The following is a 17193-nucleotide window of genomic DNA, read 5'->3' as shown; positions in this document are numbered from 1 at the left end:
TGCTAAATTCAAAAGCTTCACTTACTTTTATGCAAAATCAAAACTAGCATGTTACGAAATACCATTAAAGAACTCTCTACAACAATCCTTAACAATCAATCAGATTTTGATACTGTCAAAAATACGATTGACGAAATTCACAAACATTATTTAGAAACTACGAATATTCGTGACTTAGGAGAGGGAATGCAGCACATGGCAGCCGTACCAACAGCAGGAGGAATGGCATTATCACTCAACCATGCTGCAGCATGTTTACTTGATTATCGCAGAACAGCAAAATTCCTAGACGGAATGGTGGCGCTTATTCGCGAGAAGCAACAACAACATCCAAATGAAGTCATCAACATATTCTATGCAGGTTGTGGTCCGTATGCACCTTTTGTAACTTTAGTGGCACCATTATTTGAAGTTTCTGAAGTACAATTTACCGTTTTAGAAATTAATGCGATTTCCATCAAAATGGCAGAAAAACTGGTAGAATCTCTTGATTTAAAAGACTATGTAACGGAATTCCATAATTCGGATGCGGTTACTTTTCAAATTCCAGATGCTAAAAAATACCATATTCTTTTCAGTGAAACGCTCGATGCGCTATTATATAGAGAATCCTATGTGCCAATTCTTTGGAATATGTTACCTCAAATCTCAGAAAACTGTACTGTCATTCCAAACAATGTCATCGTACAAGCAAGTCTTACATATCCTCAAAAAAAGAATGAAGAAACTCGTCAAGAAAAAGAAGCTGCTGTCATTTTAGATGTGCGTGAAGCTGTCAAAATCAGCGATGGAAGCAAATCATTACCAAAATCTTTCGAATCAATTACCATCGATCTTAGTGGTGACAAAAGATATCACACCATGATTGTTGATACCAAAGTACATATATACAATGACATCTGGTTGCATCGAAACGAATCCTCACTCAGTGTGCCGCTCGAAATGGAAATTGTGTATCCACTTGAAGCACCAAACGTAACCTTTTTCTACGAACTCAAACCTTCGGTAGAATTAAAACTTAAAAACTAAATTCAAAATATCAATTTCCACAAACGTAAGTTCTGATGATTTTTAGAGTTAGAAGAAGAAAATCATATTGAGAACATTTATAAGTTTAAAAAAGCTGTAAAAAAGGAAGCGAATCCATTCAAAATTCAACACTAAAACGTTATCGTTTAAAAATCAGCGCAAAATATTTGCATCTTCTACTCGGAAGCCTTTTCTTTGTAGCAAATAGTTCATACTTATACTGTTGTTATCAAGAAAGGCTGAGGGAATAGACCCGATGACGCCTTAGCAACCCTTTACACTTAAAGAAGGTGCTACATTCTACTGCAAATGCAGGTAGATAACTAAGCGAAATTTACACCGTTTCCACATGCTTTTTTGATAATAATAATTTGGGCGTTACCCAAAAATTCAGGCTATTCGCTGTGTCTTTTTAAAAGGGAAACGTTATTGCGAGAATCTATGAAGATTCGTGGTAATCCGTATACAAAAAACAGATTACTTCATTAATTCTTCCTTGTAATGACTATTCACATATTTAAAAAGGATGTTGAGCAAAGTTGAAGCAAAATATCACATCGAACGAAGTCAAGCCTGTGATATGTGTAGCTAACTAAAAACCGTTTGTCATTCCTACAGAGATAGGAATACACAGAAAAAGAAAATGAAGAAATGAAAAACATTTGGAACGAAATAGAAAAGAGAATCCTAGTCTTAGATGGCGCTATGGGAACCATGTTACAGGCATACAAATTCACAGAAGAAGATTTCCGAGGCGAACGATTTAAAGATTTTCAAGTACCACTACAAGGAAATAATGACTTATTATCCATAACACAGCCAAACGCGATCAAAGAAGTGCATGCAAAATACTTTGCCGCTGGTGCAGACATTGTAGAAACCAATACATTCTCAGGAACAACCATCGCAATGGCTGACTATGAAATGGAAGACTTAGTCTATGAACTCAACTATGAATCTGCAAAAATTGCGAAAGAAGTAGCGGATGAATTTACCGCCAAAGAACCGCACAAACCACGATTTGTGGCAGGTTCTATCGGTCCTACAAATAAGACCGCAAGTATGTCACCAGACGTAAACGATCCTGGATACCGCGCTGTAACATTTGATGAATTAAGAATTGCTTACAAACAACAAGTAGAGGCACTCATTGATGGAGGAGTAGATGTATTATTAGTTGAAACTGTATTTGATACCTTAAATGCAAAAGCAGCATTATTTGCCATAGAAGAAGTAAAAGCTGAAAGAAATATAGAAATGCCTACCATGTTGAGCGGAACTATTACGGATGCGAGTGGACGTACACTATCAGGACAAACTGCAGAAGCATTCTTGATCTCAGTATCGCACATTCCGTTACTATCCGTCGGATTCAACTGTGCTTTAGGAGCAAACCTATTACAACCGCACTTAGAAGCTATTGCTAATAAAACAGACTTTGCAGTATCGGCACATCCAAATGCAGGATTGCCAAATGCTTTTGGAGAATATGACGAATCGCCAGAAGAAATGGCAGGGCAAATACAAGAGTACTTAAAAAAGAATCTCATCAACATCATAGGCGGTTGCTGTGGAACAACACCTGATCATATCAATGCTATTGCAGAAGTAGCAGCAAAATATGAACCTCGTAAGTTGCTTGTCAATGTTTGAAACAAAAAGTTAAATCAATAAATCGACGAATTAACAAATTGACAACTCAACTCAACAACGAGAACAAAACAGAAATGAAGATGCAAGATAAAGATCAAACACCAAATACCAAACACGAAAAACCTAAACAAACCAAGTTCATGCGACTTTCAGGCCTAGAACCATTGGTTTTAAATGAAAATAGCAACTTTGTAAATGTTGGAGAACGTACCAATGTAGCGGGCTCACGTAAATTCTTGCGACTAGTAAAGCAAGAAAAATTTGATGAAGCCTTGGCTATTGCAAGACATCAAGTGGATGGTGGCGCACAAATCATTGATATCAATATGGACGATGGTTTAATTGATGGAAAAGAAGCTATGGTGAAGTTTTTAAATCTCATCGCTGCTGAACCAGATATTTGCCGTGTACCTATAATGATTGATAGTTCTAAATGGGACATCATTGAAGCAGGATTACAAGTAGTACAAGGAAAATGCGTTGTAAACTCTATCTCACTCAAAGAAGGAGAGGAAAAATTTATTTGGGAAGCTACACAAATCAAGCGATATGGAGCTGCCGTGATTGTGATGGCTTTTGATGAAGTAGGACAAGCAGACAACTACGAACGCCGATTAGAAATTGTAGCACGTTCCTATGATGTGTTGGTCAATAAAGTTGGATTCCCAGAAGAAGATGTCATCTTTGATTTAAATATATTCCCTGTTGCAACAGGAATGGAAGAACATCGTAAAAATGCAATTGATTTCATAGAAGCAACACGTTGGACACGAGAAACCTATCCAAATGTTAGTGTAAGTGGTGGAGTGAGTAATGTATCCTTTTCGTTTCGTGGAAATAATGTAGTACGTGAGGCCATGCACTCTGTATTCTTGTATCATGCCATTCAAGCTGGAATGAACATGGGAATTGTAAATCCAACCATGTTAGAAGTCTATGATGATATTCCTAAAAACTTATTGGAGCATGTAGAAGACGTAATTCTCGATCGTCGCGATGATGCTACAGAACGTTTACTAGACTTAGCAGAAACTTTCAAAGGAGTTAAAAAAGCAGATACTGAAGCAGTACAGGAATGGCGTAATTACGAATTGCAAGAACGTATCACACACTCGCTCGTAAAAGGAATTGACAAATACATTACAGAAGATGTAGAAGAAGCACGTTTGCAAGCAAGTAAACCTATAGAAGTCATAGAAGGAAATTTGATGATCGGAATGAATGTCGTGGGAGATTTATTCGGTTCAGGAAAAATGTTCTTGCCGCAAGTAGTAAAATCGGCACGTGTTATGAAAAAAGCTGTGGCATATCTACAGCCTTTTATTGAAGCAGAAAAAGGCGAACAACAAAAAGCTATTGGAAAAGTGTTGATGGCAACTGTAAAAGGAGATGTACACGATATTGGAAAGAATATTGTAAGTGTGGTATTGGGCTGTAATAACTACGAAATTGTAGATTTAGGAGTAATGGTACCACCAGAAAAAATCATCGAAACCGCAAAAGCTGAAAATGTCGATGTCATAGGTTTATCAGGATTAATTACGCCTTCTTTGGATGAAATGGTGTACTTAGCAAAGGAAATGGAACGTCAAAACTTAGAAATTCCGTTATTGATTGGTGGAGCTACTACTTCCAAAGCGCATACAGCAGTAAAAATTGATCCAGAATACAAAAACGCAGTAGTGCATGTTAATGATGCATCAAGAGCAGTGACAGTTGTTGGGGATTTATTGAATAAGAAAAAATCAAAAGACTATCGCGAACAGTTGAAAAAGGATTATGACGAGTTCCGCGAAAAGTTTTTGAAACGTAAAAAGAAAAAATCATACATCTCTTTAGAAGCTGCTAGAGCTAAAAAGTATACAATTGATTGGGAAACAAGCAATATTGTAAAACCCAAAGAATTGGGAATTCAAAAGTTGACCCAGCTGAGTCTAAAAGAACTTGTTACATACATTGATTGGAGCCCGTTTTTCCGTTCATGGGATTTACACGGGCGTTTTCCTAATATTCTAACAGATGATGTTGTGGGTGAACAAGCCACGCAATTATATTCGGATGCGAAAAAAATGATCGAAGAAATCATTGCAAAACAATCGTTAAAAGCCAAAGGAATTTTTGGATTGTTTGAAGCAAATACGATCAATGATGATGATATTTCTATTCAGAAAAAAGGAAAAGAAATTGGGGTTTTCAGAACGCTTCGTCAACAATTGGACAAGCGTGCAGAAGTGCCAAATATCGCTTTAGCAGATTTTGTGGCACCAAAAGAAAGTGGAAAGCAAGATTATATGGGAGCGTTTTGTACGGCTATTTTTGGAGCAGACGAATTGGCAAATAGTTACAAAGAACAACAAGATGATTACAACGCAATTATGGCACAAGCCATTGCAGATCGTTTTGCAGAAGCATTTGCTGAATATTTACACAAGCAAGTACGTACAAAACATTGGGGATATGCAAGTAGTGAAGATTTAACAAATGAAGAATTAATCAAAGAAACATACAAAGGAATTCGTCCAGCGCCAGGTTATCCTGCATGTCCAGATCATTTGGAAAAAGAAACAATTTGGGAATTGCTAGATGTCGAAAATGTGATTGGAGTTTCTTTGACGGAAAGTTTAGCCATGTGGCCAGCCGCCGCCGTTTCAGGATACTATTTTGGAAATGAAGAGGCAAAGTATTTTGGACTTGGGAAAATAACAAGCGATCAAGTTGAAGATTTTGCAAAAAGAAAAGGAATCACGATAGAAAAGGCACAAAAATGGTTGCATCCAACGTTGGCAGACTAGCCCGCGTTAGTGATAGGAGTGGCATCCTTTTTAAAGCTTTGAACCGTCATTGCGAGGAGTTTGCGACGAAGTTATCTGTATGTTGAAAAAGCAGAAGATACAATCTCTTAAGAAGTTGCTAGTCATGATAAATGGTTTAAAAAGATATAACGGATAGCACGACCCTTGTGGGAACGCCCAAATTAAAAGTTAAGAGCGGAAAGCAAGATGAGCAAATCCATAAATTAACAGATAAACAAAACATAGAAAAAGAAAATATAACAACAAAAATTTCCGTTTTCACGGGAATGAAACCTAAAGGATTAAATGAAAGTAACAGAACATATAGCGCAATCGGAAGGAAAAACATTGTTTTCTTTTGAAATATTACCGCCGTTAAAAGGACAACACGTCAAGTCGATATTTGATAATATTGATCCGTTAATGGAATACAAACCACCGTTTATTGATGTAACGTATCATAGAGAAGAATACACGTTTAAAGAACTAGGGAATGGGCTGTTGAAAAAGCAGGTTGTAAAAAAACGTCCGGGAACTGTAGGAATATGTGCTGCAATTCAAAATAAATATCAAGTAGATGCTATTCCGCATATTTTGTGTGGTGGATTTACAAAAGAAGACACTGAAAATTTCTTGATTGATATGGATTTTTTAGGAATTGACAATGTTGTAGCCTTACGTGGAGATGCTGTGAAAAGCGAGACTTATTTTAGAGCAGAGCCTGAAGGACATCGGTATGCCTCTGAACTGGTAAGTCAGATTCAAGACTTAAATAACGGAAAGTATTTAGATGAAGAATTGCTAAACTCATCAAAAACGGACTTCTGTATTGGTGTGGCTGGTTATCCTGAAAAGCACATGGAAGCACCAAGTTTGGACTCGGATATTCATTTCTTAAAGAAAAAGATAAAGGCTGGAGCAGCGTACATTATAACTCAGATGTTTTTTGATAATCAAAAGTATTTTGACTTTGTAGAAAAATGTAGAAAGGAAGGAATTACAGTGCCAATTATTCCGGGATTAAAACCCATAGCTACTAAGAAGCAATTGAATTTAATTCCGCATCGATTCAAAGTAGATTTGCCGGACGATTTGATCATGGAAGTGGTTCGTTGTAAAGACAATAAAGCTGTGCGTCAAGTAGGAATTGAATGGTGTATACAGCAAAGTAAAGAATTGGTTTCGGCTGGCGTGCCAATATTGCACTATTATTCTATGGGAAGATCGAGCAATATTGATGCAATTGCAAAAGAAATATTTTAAAAAAAAAACATATTAAAATGAAAAGAGAGGAAAAAACTATTCCTCTCTTTTTTGTTGATGCATATTTGTTTTACAGGTTTCCTGTTCTATCAAAAATACCGCAGTTCCAATTTCCATAACATCTTGTGTAATCTAGTGTTTGGCACCAATTATCTGATTCACATAAGTATACAGATTGCCAAGGATCGTTTCCTCCTTGAAGTGCATTAGCATCTAAAGTAGAAATAGACGCTTTCTTTAATTTCAATTTTTTAATAGATCTTTTTTTCATGATTTTGATTTTGTGATTAAGCCTAAAATTATAAAATTCAAGAAAGAAAAGTGTTGGCTTTTACACTACTAAAAGTATGTTTTATCTGTACTGAAAATATGTTAGAAAAGAAAAGAGAGGAATGTTATTTCCTCTCTTTTGATACATACTTGAATCTAAATATTAGCATAATTCGGTTCTCGGATCAAACAAACCGAAGTTTCTACTTCCATAATATCTAGTAACATAAATGGTTTGGCAAATATCAACAGATTCGCATATGTAAACTGAATTTACAAATTCACTCTTACGCTAGGCATACTCAAGCTGAAGTAAATGATTTTATAATGATGTTGGTTTTTGTAGTTCCGAAGGTAGCAAAAACGTCCTATAAATGACATTGGTTTTCCATTACTAGAAGTACGTGTTCGCTGTATTTAACATTTGACCATAAAAAAAGAGGAATGCCTTAAATTCCTCTTTTAACTAAACATAAAATCGATTGTTTTAGAAATCAGTTTTTATTGATTGTTCGTAAGAACAATTATTTTACAGCGTAGCGGATATTCTATTTGTGCTCGATAAAGATTTTAAGCTTCAAGAAACATTAAAATTCAACTAACTTTCAAAAGCAAGAAATTTAGAATAATTTTTTTTCCGCTGTAAATTCAATTACATAATTATGTATTTGATTAATATAAAGCTACTAAAAAGCAGTGCATTATCGTACGGGTTTTACAATACTTTCGTTACGTGATTGCTGTAAGTTGTGTTTTTGGTAGTGGTGAAAAATAAAAAAAGGAACCAATTATGGTTCCTTTTTTACATATTTTTTGATCATATATTAACGCTGTGGTGAATCGTATATTTGACATATAAATTCTCCATTACATGCTGTATAATCGATAGTTTCGCAGAAGTTTACAGAAATGCAAAAGGCTGTATTTCCAAAAGTTCCTCCTGTAGCAGCATTTGTATTCAAATTAGAAACAGCTGCTTTTTTTAATTTTAATTTGTGAATAGATCTTTTTTTCATGATTTCTGGTATGAATAAATAGTACGTTTTTACTAACAGTTAATAGTCAAATACAATTGACAGCCAAATTCACCATTACATCTTGTATAATCTCTCGTTTCACAGATATTAATAGATTCACAAAATTGTAATGCACTTTGACCAGTTCCGCCAGATATGGCATCAGTATTCAGTCTAGAAATACAAGCTTTGTGTAGCTTCAATCTTTTAATTGACTTATTTTTTATGGGGTTGGTTTTTTGGTTCCAATAAAATTATAGAAACAAAATTACTTACAACAGAGGTTTTCCAATACAACTAGTACGTGGTTGCAGTAGTTTACATTGGTTCATCTATAAATGTGGTCTTTCATCAAGAAAAAGGGCAGAAATAAACAGATATTTAAAATAAAAACTACATTTGCTTTACGCATGAAAAAGTTAGTTTTCCTCATATTCCTCTATTCGTGTTTTTGTATTGCACAAGAAAACACTGGTCAAAAACAACAATCGTCCAAAGCGGCTACGATTGATGTAAATTATTTTAGTGGAAACATCGCACGTCACAATGACGATATTTTACATTTAATCACAGGAGATCCAGAAGGTGTTATTGTAAGTTACAACCGAAAAACCTTCGGGAATGACGATTGGTCACAATTCTATAACTATCCGGATTATGGAGTTTCGTTGAGTTATCAAGATTTAAAAAATGAATTCTTAGGAAAAAATGTTGCCTTGTATGCGCATTATAACTTTTACTTTTTCAAGAGAAACTTAATGTTGCGTATCGGACAGGGATTGGCATATACAAGCAATCCGTATGACAAAGTAGACAACTTTAGAAACATTGCTTTTGGTTCGCGATTGATGAGTAGCACGTATTTGATGCTGAACTACAAAAAAGAAAATCTATTCAAACGATTTGGTGTCCAAGCTGGATTATCGCTTATACATTATTCAAATGCCAATGTAAAAGCGCCAAACACAAGTATCAATACATTAGCGTTCAATGTTGGAGTCAATTATAATTTGGATGATACATCATTGATAGAATATCAAAAAAATGAAGTCACCCAAAACTTTAAAGAACCTATAAAATTCAATATTGTTCTCCGTGGCGGAGTCAATGAAAGTGACGCGATAGGAAGTGGACAATATGGTTTTACAGTACTTTCGGCGTATGCAGATAAACGCTTTAGTAGAAAAAGCGCGGTACAACTAGGAGCAGAAGTGTTTTTCTCCAATTTCTTAAAAGAATGGATTCGATTTAGATCTATAGCATTTCCAAACGGAGAAGTAAAAGGTGATGAAGACTATAAACGTGTTGGTGTATTTGTAGGGCATGAATTGTTTATCAACAAACTATCTGTTATTACGCAACTTGGATATTACGTATATTATCCTGTCGATTTTGAAGGACAAACCTATATTCGTGTAGGAATGAAAAGATACTTTGGTAAAAAATGGTTTGCAGCCTTAACACTCAAATCACATGCAGCCAAAGCAGAAGCAGTAGAATTTGGTGTAGGAATACGACTGTAACAAAAAAATATTCGCAACTTTTTAAGATAACAATCAAAAAACAAAAAGATGAAAAAAAGAGTTGTATTTGGCGCGTTCCTATTAGTGGTAATGTGTTAGTTTGGGATGGCGCAAACACTGTCAGTTGAAGATCAGGAGAAGATTACGATATGGAAACTTTTCCGAAGCGAACCAAAATTAGAAGGAATCTTATTTGGTGTTCATGGCGCAAGAGAAACGATGTTTGAAATTGGTTATTTTCAATATCTATGGGAAGAAAACTTAGATTCTAAAATACCAATTGTTGCAGGATTAGGATATTCATTAACAACGGAACATTATATAAATAAAGATTATGTAATTGCTCCAAAAGCAGCTGTTTGGGCAAATGTTTATTATTTTAATTTTGGAATGAGTCTTCCTTGGTATTTTGACATGAATCATAACAATAGTTTAGTGTACGACCAGAAATAGGACTCGCTTCAGGAGATTTAAAATTGACCTATGCTTTTAATATGGCCATAACAAATAAAGATATGCCAAACGTAAGCAAACATATAGTGTCTGTAATTTATTTTTTAAACTTTAATAAGACTGCAGACAAAATGAAACGAAAATGGTAAAGCATTAAGATATAAAGAATGAAAAAAATATACTTCTTACTTATAACGGTTTTGTGTATTTCTTGTAATAAAGAAGATGCAAACGATTGTTTTCAAACCTCAGGCAGTATAATGTCAGAAACAATAACGGTTGCTGATTTTTCCAAAATAGAAGTGGGAGAAGATATTACATTAGTCATAAAAGAAGGCGTCAACCAAGAAGTAACAATAGAAACTGGAGCAAATCTTCTAAATGATGTAGAGGCAAAAGTAGTTGGTGAAACCTTGTTTTTATCAGATAATAATGATTGTAATTATTTCCGAAACTACGGAATCACCACAATATATGTAACGGCGCCAAACATCACAGAAATTCTAAGCAAAACGCAATTCGAAGTACGTTCGGAAGGAATCTTGACATTTCCAAACTTAGAATTGATTTCCGAAAATTTTACCAATGAAAGTGCGGCTTCTGGAAACTTTAGATTACAACTGCAAAATCAGGAACTAAAGATAGTATTCAACAATCTGTCCAATCTATTTATTTCAGGGAGTACGGACGAATTTATAATTAGCTTTCCAGGCGGAAATTCTAGAGTAGAAGCGGCAGATTTTAATGCAGAAAAAGTCATTATTTCTTCTCGTGGAAGTAATGATATCATCATAAATCCGCAACAAGAACTTTCAGGCGAAATTTTTGGCACAGGAGATGTTATTGCTGTCAATCGTCCGCCAGTAATAGATTTTACAGCGCATTATACAGGAAGTCTAATCTTTCAAGATTGATTTAGTCAAATAAACAAAATACGAATTTAAAAATTGACAAAACACAAATTATTCTAATGGCGAAAGCTGTCCAAGGAATCTAGTTGCGAAGCAATCAATAAGCAAAGTATGTCTAAGAAGCTGTCAACTCTCTAAACAAACTTTCCAAATTCTTATTCTTCTGATTAATTTGTAACGTCTTTAATTGATGGTCGTGCGCAAAGTCAAATACTGCCGGACGCATATCTTTTGTTGTACTAAATGTAATTTCATAGATCAAATCACGCGTATTCACAATCTTGGTTACATGTGGAATTTGTTGGAGTAACACATCTTCAACACGGTAGTTAAACTCTACTTCAATTACTTGTTCTTGATTGTTTTGAAGTTTAGCTAAAGTGGTATCTGCGACAATTTCTCCTTTATTAATAATAATCACACGATCGCAAAGCGCTTCCACTTCTTGCATAATATGTGTAGATAGAAAAATAGTTTTCTCTTTTCCGATAGAAGTAATCAAATTTCGAATCTCTGTCAATTGATTTGGGTCAAGTCCAGTTGTAGGTTCATCCAAAATCAATACTTCCGGATCGTGTAGTAACGCATTTGCCAAACCAACACGCTGACGATATCCTTTAGATAGTTCACCAATCTTCTTCTTAGATTCAGGTAACAATCCTGTCATTTCAATCACTTCATTGATACGCGATTTAGAAACCTTGTATACATTTGCATTAAAAGCCAGATACTCTCGTACATGCATATCCAAATACAACGGATTATGCTCTGGAAGATATCCAACACTCTTTTGTACATTTCGTGCTTCAGTTTCGGTGTCAAACTCATTTACAGAAGCATTTCCAGAAGTAGCTTTCAAATATGTTGTCAAAATCTTCATCATGGTAGATTTTCCAGCTCCATTGGGACCTAAAAAACCAACAATTTCTCCTTTAGTAACATGAAAAGAAACCGAATTCAACGCTTTTTGTTCGCCGTACGTTTTTGTGATATTTTCAACTACAATAGACATATTACAAGAATTTGAGAATCAAAATTACATAAATTTTTATCAGTATTTTGCCATTTTATATTAAATAAAAACAAAAAATACGATGGTTTATTGCAAAAAACGTTTTTCTTTAAAAAATATTGGAAAACGATTTTGATTATAAAAATTAATCTATACTTTAGCTAAGTAAATAAGAGACAACGATGTACAATACAAACTATTTTTGGCAAGGATATTTTTACTTCTTTAAAGAGAAGTCGGAACTCTATGTTATATAGTTAAGTAATGTATCAAACATATAAAAAAAGTTCCGAATCATATTCGGAACTTTTTTTTTGTACTCATCTTGAATCTTACGATACAATTGAAAATAGATGGAAATTTATTCAAAAACAGTGCTTTATGAGCATACTACTAAAAAGAGTAGCAGCATCTGAATGAATTTGTACTACTTTTCAGAAAGAATAAAAAATCAAGATAAGTTATTGATTCATAACGATAATAAATGGAACAAACAATTGCAATACAAGGAGTTCAAGGATCTAATCATCATAAAGTAGCACAACTTTATTTTGGAGAACAAGTACTGTTAGATGAGTGCTTGTCTTTTGATGAATTGGTACATAGTTTAACACATGAAAAAAGTAGTTATGCGATCATGGCTTTGGAGAATACCATTGCAGGTTCAATCATACCAAACTATGCCTTAATTGATGCAAATAACATTCATATCAATGGTGAATACTACTTAAATATCCATCATCATTTAATGGCATTGCCCAATCAAGCTATTGAAGATATTATAGAAGTATGTTCGCATCCTATGGCGCTGTTACAATGCAAAGAATTTTTCAAGCAATATCCACATATCAAATTGGTAGAAGATTTAGATACAGCTGCAGTGGCAAGAAGAATTCAAGAACAACAACAACGAGGTGTTGCAGCAATAGCAACAAAAACAGCAGCGGAATTATTTGGGCTAAATGTACTTTCATCCGAAATTCAAACGATCAAAACCAATGAAACACGTTTTGTAATTCTGCAAAAGCAAAAACCAATAGAAGATGTTTCGCAAATAAACAAAGCTTCGTTACGACTCGAATTAGATCACAAAAGAGGAAGTTTAGCAACCGTTTTAAATGTAATGAGCGATTGCAAACTGAATCTAACCAAAATACAATCACTACCTATTATTGAAACGCCTTGGAAATATGCATTTTTTGTAGATGTTACTTTTAATGATTATGAAGATTATACCAAAGCGATCTCTGTATTAGAAATAATGTCTACAAGTCTTAAAGTATTAGGAACCTACAAAAATCAACGAACCGCATGATTCCAGCAAAACGTATACATATCGTAGAAGAATACTACTTCTCACGAAAGCTAAGAGAAGTTCGTGGTCTAGTTGCTGCGGGTAAAACTATTATCAATCTCGGAATTGGAAGCCCCGATTTACAACCGCCAACAGTTGTAGTAGCTGCTTTGGAAGCAAGTTTACACGATGAAATGGCACACAAATATCAAAGCTATCAAGGAATTCCAGGATTGCGAACTGCCATTGCAGATTTTTATAAAAGAAATTACAGCGTCACACTTGATGTCGATACAGAAGTATTGCCGCTTATGGGAAGCAAAGAAGGAATTATGCACATTTCGATGGCATACTTAGATGAAGGAGATGAGGTCTTAATTGCCAATCCAAGTTATCCGACCTATACGTCTGTTACAAAACTTCTAGGCGCCATTCCAAACTATTATAATTTGGATGCAAACGATGGTTGGTTGCCAAATTTAGAGGAGTTAGAACAACAAGATTTAAGCAAGGTGAAACTCATGTGGATTAACTATCCACACATGCCAACGGGAGCAAAGGCGACAAAAACATTTTTTGAAAAATTAATTGCATTTGCCAAAAAGCATCAAATTCTCATCGTAAACGACAATCCGTATAGCTTTATTTTAAATGATGAACCAATTAGTATTCTTAGTATTGATGGTGCAAAAGAAGTTGCATTAGAATTGAATTCGCTCAGTAAATCATTCAATATGGCTGGTTGGCGTACAGGAATGGTCATGGGAAAAGCGGAACATATTCAACATGTACTCAAAGTAAAAAGTAATATGGATTCAGGAATGTTTTATGGAATTCAAAAAGGAGCTATTCAAGCATTAGCAAGTTCCAAAGATTGGTTTTCTGAACTCAACAAAATATACCAAAGACGTCGTAAACTTATATGGGAATTAGCAACAAAATTACATTGTGAATTCGACACAGAAACTGCAGGAATGTTTGTATGGGCAAAACTACCAGCAAACAATCAACTCACTTCAGAAGCATTTGTAGACAAGCTATTATATGAAAAGGATGTATTCATTACTCCTGGAAGTATATTTGGAACACAGGGCGAAGGATATGTTCGATTTTCACTTTGTGTAACAGAAGAAAAAATAAAAGAAGTTATTAATAGAATAGTATAAATAAAATGAACGTATACATCATAGGAATTGGACTCATAGGCGGAAGTATGTCACTGGATATTCAATCAACATATCCAGAAGCAACGATCTATGGAATTGATGTAAATGATGCACATTTAGAAGAAGCACTGCAAAGACAGTTAATTCATGAAAAAGCTACAATTCAAAATGTGCAAAATGCTGATATTGTCATTGTCACAATTCCTGTACATGCTTCTATAAAAATCATTCAGGAAGTATTAGATACCATAAACGATGACGCTCTGGTAATTGATGCAGGTTCCACAAAAGAAAAAATATGTTATAGCATTGCAGCGCATCCAAAACGGCGCAATTTTTTAGCAGCACATCCAATTGCAGGAACTGAATTTTCAGGACCATCTGCTGCTGTAAAACAATTGTTTGATGGAAAAACTAACATCATTTGCGAAGTGGAAAAAACAGCATTTAGCTTGCAAGAAAAAGCGTTGGAGATGTTTAAAAACTTAGGAATGCGCATTCGCTATATGGATCCAAAATCGCATGACAAGCACATTGCGTATGTATCGCATTTGTCGCACATAAGTTCGTTTATGTTAGGAAAAACAGTGATTGAAAAAGAAAAGAACGAACGCGATATTTTCGATTTAGCAGGTAGTGGATTTGCTTCCACAGTCCGTTTGGCAAAAAGCTCGCCAACCATGTGGACACCAATATTTGAGCAAAACAAAACCAATGTCATCGAAACGCTTGATGAATACATAGCCAATTTACAGGAATTCAAAAGCCTGATGCTGCAAGACAATTTTGAAGGAATTTATAAAGAGATGGAAAATACAAATCACTTAAAAAAAATATTAAAAGGAATCGAATAATGATTTGAGAATTTCTTTGAGACAGAAAAAAACAGATCAACAAATAAACGAACAGACATATACACAAAGAACAAATCTCACGTAAGTGAAAAAAACAAATAGAGACATCAACAGAAGACATAAAAAATAAAAAGATAATCATGGAGAATACAAAAGAACTCAGAAACTGGTTAAACGCCTTCGGATTAGAACACCCGATTGTAATCGCAGGACCATGCAGCGCAGAAGCAGAAGATCAAGTATTAAAAATAGCACATCAACTTAAAGACACAGATGCTACTGTATTACGTGCCGGAATTTGGAAGCCACGTACGCGTCCAGGAAACTTTGAAGGAGTTGGTGCCTTAGGACTAAAATGGTTGCAAAAAGCCAAAGAAGAAACAGGAATGTTGACAGCGACCGAAGTTGCCAATGCAACACACGTACGTTTAGCATTAGAGCACGATATCGATGTATTGTGGATTGGAGCACGCTCTACAGTAAGTCCATTCATCGTTCAAGAAATTGCAGATGCCTTAAATGGTACTGATAAAATTGTATTAGTTAAAAACCCTGTAAACCCTGATTTAGCGTTGTGGTTAGGAGCTGTAGAACGCTTGCATTCTGCTAATATTGAAAAACTTGGTGTAATTCACAGAGGATTTTCAACCTATGAAAAAACACGTTACAGAAACAATCCAGAATGGCAGATTCCAATTGAATTGCAAAATCGTTTCCCAGATTTACCATTAATCTTAGATCCATCACATATTGCTGGTCGCAGAGATATCATTTTTGATCTTTGCCAAACAGCATTAGATTTAAGCTATGACGGATTAATGGTAGAAACACATTTTGATCCAGACAACGCTTGGAGTGATGCTAAGCAACAAATAACTCCTAACCGTTTGGTTGACATCATGGAGGATTTGAGAATTAGAAAAGAAACCGATACCGAAGCTGCGTATAGAAATGCGTTAAACACACTTCGTACACAAATTGATGTGATCGATCATCAATTAATAGAAATATTAGGGAAACGTATGAAAGTGGCAGACAAAATTGGAGCTTTGAAAAAAGATAAAAACGTTGCCATCTTACAAACCAGACGTTGGAATGAAATTCTAGGAAAAATGATTCTAGAAGGAGAACAAAATCAATTGAGTGAAGAGTTTGTATTACGTATGTTTAAAGCGATTCACCAAGAGTCAATTAACCATCAAGAAAAGATTATGAATCAATAATAATCTCAAAAAAATAAAAACGTAAAAGCGAGCCTAACAAGCTCGCTTTTTCAATAATTACTACCAAAAGTTAGGCACAAGTGCAATCTGTATTTTGAAGTACAGACGCAGGCAAACATCCTTCAATAGGTAAAATATTCATGACTTCTTCGCTTGGATTGCTAGGATTTTCTGAATCCAATCCACCTATTATCAAAAAATTAGAAATCGATTTTTTGTTCAATTTCAAACTTTGTAAACTTCGCTTTTTCATAAAGTATTTATATGTACTTCAGATGGAACATGTATAGATTCGCATTCAATATGGCATGTTTCATTCACTATTAGTTCACAAGCTGTACGATATTCACTTGGACAAGAGTGTATGTCATCTGACCAACAACCAATCTGATTCGAATTAGGAACTGTAATTGTTGGAATTGTGCCAATATCTAATCCTCCACGCAAATTAGAGATGGACGTTTTGTTTAAATGTAAATTTTTAAGATTACGTTTTTTCATAATTTAAATGCTTTTAGGTTTACAATGATTCAAAGCAAATCAGAATATTTTTGTGAAAAAAGAAACATTGTTGATGGTTTATGAAAACAAGGTAAGTTGTTGAAAATGTGAAAATATGTTGTTGATGGTTTATGAAAGTGAAATAGAAAAACTTTTATGTATCAAAATAAATCTGTATTTGCACTTAACAGGCTATTTCTTTAAAAACCAACCTGTAAAGCTTTGTTATTTTT

General features: G+C 34.6%; 16 protein-coding genes and 1 riboswitch. Of the genes, 11 read left to right on the top strand and 5 right to left on the bottom strand.

Features of this window, described 5'->3' with window-relative positions; translation table 11 throughout:
• Positions 1 to 48: 48 nt before the first annotated feature.
• From MK119_RS01510 to metF, 4 genes are all read left to right on the top strand, one after another.
• Complete coding sequence (locus MK119_RS01510) at positions 49 to 1029, top strand: phytanoyl-CoA dioxygenase (protein WP_290669991.1); 981 nt, start codon at positions 49 to 51, stop codon at positions 1027 to 1029.
• A 223-nt stretch (positions 1030 to 1252) separates the two neighbouring features.
• Positions 1253 to 1355, top strand: a riboswitch (SAM riboswitch).
• Between the two features lie 325 nt (positions 1356 to 1680).
• Positions 1681 to 2682 (top strand): homocysteine S-methyltransferase family protein, encoded by a 1002-nt coding sequence (locus MK119_RS01505; RefSeq protein ID WP_290669990.1) that lies wholly within the window; start codon positions 1681 to 1683, stop codon positions 2680 to 2682.
• Positions 2683 to 2762: 80 nt separating this feature from the next.
• Positions 2763 to 5474, top strand: coding sequence for a methionine synthase (gene metH, locus MK119_RS01500; protein WP_290669988.1), 2712 nt, complete (start codon positions 2763 to 2765; stop codon positions 5472 to 5474).
• A 306-nt stretch (positions 5475 to 5780) separates the two neighbouring features.
• Positions 5781 to 6737, top strand: coding sequence for a methylenetetrahydrofolate reductase [NAD(P)H] (gene metF / locus MK119_RS01495; protein WP_290669986.1), 957 nt, complete (start codon positions 5781 to 5783; stop codon positions 6735 to 6737).
• Between the two features lie 70 nt (positions 6738 to 6807).
• On the opposite strand, the gene MK119_RS01490 is transcribed toward metF, so the two are convergent.
• The gene (locus MK119_RS01490) at positions 6808 to 7008 is read right to left on the bottom strand and encodes a hypothetical protein (RefSeq protein WP_290669984.1); all 201 of its coding nucleotides are present in this window, start codon (positions 7006 to 7008) and stop codon (positions 6808 to 6810) included.
• Positions 7009 to 7831: 823 nt separating this feature from the next.
• Positions 7832 to 8023: a hypothetical protein gene (locus tag MK119_RS01485; RefSeq protein WP_290669982.1), complete on the bottom strand. Its 192-nt coding sequence runs from the start codon at positions 8021 to 8023 to the stop codon at positions 7832 to 7834.
• Between the two features lie 410 nt (positions 8024 to 8433).
• Here MK119_RS01485 and MK119_RS01480 point away from each other — a divergent pair, with 410 nt between their 5' ends.
• The 3 genes from MK119_RS01480 to MK119_RS01470 all read left to right on the top strand — a co-directional run bounded on the left by MK119_RS01480 (position 8434) and on the right by MK119_RS01470 (position 10913).
• Positions 8434 to 9546, top strand: a complete 1113-nt coding sequence (locus tag MK119_RS01480; protein ID WP_290669980.1) for an acyloxyacyl hydrolase — start codon at positions 8434 to 8436, stop codon at positions 9544 to 9546.
• A gap of 105 nt (positions 9547 to 9651) precedes the next feature.
• Positions 9652 to 9999, top strand: coding sequence for a hypothetical protein (locus tag MK119_RS01475; protein WP_290669978.1), 348 nt, complete (start codon positions 9652 to 9654; stop codon positions 9997 to 9999).
• Positions 10000 to 10166: 167 nt separating this feature from the next.
• On the top strand, positions 10167 to 10913 hold the full coding sequence (locus tag MK119_RS01470; RefSeq protein WP_290669976.1) for a head GIN domain-containing protein: 747 nt from the start codon (positions 10167 to 10169) through the stop codon (positions 10911 to 10913).
• Between the two features lie 112 nt (positions 10914 to 11025).
• Here MK119_RS01470 and gldA read toward each other — a convergent pair whose 3' ends face one another.
• The gene (gene gldA, locus MK119_RS01465) at positions 11026 to 11922 is read right to left on the bottom strand and encodes a gliding motility-associated ABC transporter ATP-binding subunit GldA (RefSeq protein ID WP_290669974.1); all 897 of its coding nucleotides are present in this window, start codon (positions 11920 to 11922) and stop codon (positions 11026 to 11028) included.
• Positions 11923 to 12406: 484 nt separating this feature from the next.
• Here gldA and MK119_RS01460 point away from each other — a divergent pair, with 484 nt between their 5' ends.
• The 4 genes from MK119_RS01460 to MK119_RS01445 all read left to right on the top strand — a co-directional run bounded on the left by MK119_RS01460 (position 12407) and on the right by MK119_RS01445 (position 16459).
• The gene (locus tag MK119_RS01460) at positions 12407 to 13237 is read left to right on the top strand and encodes a prephenate dehydratase (RefSeq protein WP_290669972.1); all 831 of its coding nucleotides are present in this window, start codon (positions 12407 to 12409) and stop codon (positions 13235 to 13237) included.
• Positions 13234 to 14382, top strand: coding sequence for an aminotransferase class I/II-fold pyridoxal phosphate-dependent enzyme (locus MK119_RS01455; RefSeq protein WP_290669970.1), 1149 nt, complete (start codon positions 13234 to 13236; stop codon positions 14380 to 14382). The genes MK119_RS01460 and MK119_RS01455 overlap by 4 nt, the downstream gene beginning before the upstream one ends.
• A gap of 5 nt (positions 14383 to 14387) precedes the next feature.
• On the top strand, positions 14388 to 15236 hold the full coding sequence (locus tag MK119_RS01450; protein WP_290669968.1) for a prephenate dehydrogenase: 849 nt from the start codon (positions 14388 to 14390) through the stop codon (positions 15234 to 15236).
• 140 nt (positions 15237 to 15376) lie between these two features.
• Complete coding sequence (locus MK119_RS01445) at positions 15377 to 16459, top strand: bifunctional 3-deoxy-7-phosphoheptulonate synthase/chorismate mutase type II (RefSeq protein ID WP_290669966.1); 1083 nt, start codon at positions 15377 to 15379, stop codon at positions 16457 to 16459.
• A 70-nt stretch (positions 16460 to 16529) separates the two neighbouring features.
• Here the strand turns inward: MK119_RS01445 and MK119_RS01440 are convergent, their stop codons facing one another.
• Together MK119_RS01440 and MK119_RS01435 are read right to left on the bottom strand one after the other, a co-directional pair.
• Positions 16530 to 16712: a hypothetical protein gene (locus tag MK119_RS01440; protein ID WP_290669963.1), complete on the bottom strand. Its 183-nt coding sequence runs from the start codon at positions 16710 to 16712 to the stop codon at positions 16530 to 16532.
• Positions 16709 to 16960, bottom strand: a complete 252-nt coding sequence (locus MK119_RS01435) for a hypothetical protein (protein ID WP_290669960.1) — start codon at positions 16958 to 16960, stop codon at positions 16709 to 16711. Before MK119_RS01435 ends, MK119_RS01440 begins: the two co-directional genes overlap by 4 nt.
• Positions 16961 to 17193: the final 233 nt, after the last annotated feature.

This window comes from Kordia sp. (genome assembly GCF_022447245.1).
In the GTDB taxonomy this organism is placed as follows: Bacteria; Bacteroidota; Bacteroidia; order Flavobacteriales; family Flavobacteriaceae; genus Kordia.
The sequence above is the reverse complement of the archived record's forward strand: the minus strand, read 5'-3'. Positions and strand labels throughout refer to the sequence as shown.